The organism is Thalassospira sp. ER-Se-21-Dark (assembly GCF_017922435.1).
In the GTDB taxonomy this organism is placed as follows: Bacteria; Pseudomonadota; Alphaproteobacteria; order Rhodospirillales; family Thalassospiraceae; genus Thalassospira.
Window position 1 is genome coordinate 1 of record NZ_VDEZ01000014.1, and the last position, 468, is coordinate 468.

A 468-nucleotide genomic window follows, 5' to 3' on the forward strand; every position below is an offset into this window, starting at 1 on the left:
CCCTCAGCTAACTGTTCTGCGGCTTGCGCAGGGGTAAAACCTGCAAAACCACATCACAACTAGTTCGCGATCACGTTCTTTCGTTGCGAAAAATCACAACGGAAAGATCCGTTCTCTTCATATTCCCTATTCACAATGTCAAACATCTCGTCATCTAATCCCTAAGGATCAGATATCTCGTATCTTCCAAATCTCTAGGTAACTTGCGTTACCATACCGCGTTTCCCATCCCGGACTGCGCGCCACATGACCGAAGTCACTGTGCGCATCCACCAAGGAATTGGTGGAGGTGAACGGGATCGAACCGATGACCTCCTGCTTGCAAAGCAGGCGCTCTCCCAACTGAGCTACACCCCCGTGATGGTGGGCCTGAGAAGAGTTGAACTTCTGACCTCACCCTTATCAGGGGTGCGCTCTAACCAACTGAGCTACAGGCCCGGTATGTTAGTTTAGCTTCGCCAATCTGAA

The 468-nt window shown here is 50.6% G+C and carries 2 tRNA genes; both read right to left on the bottom strand.

The window, feature by feature from the left end:
• Positions 1-281: 281 nt before the first annotated feature.
• Positions 282-357 (bottom strand) — tRNA-Ala (locus FHI25_RS20485).
• 4 nt (positions 358-361) lie between these two features.
• Positions 362-438: transfer RNA gene (locus FHI25_RS20490), tRNA-Ile, on the bottom strand.
• Between the last annotated feature and the right edge of the window lie 30 nt (positions 439-468).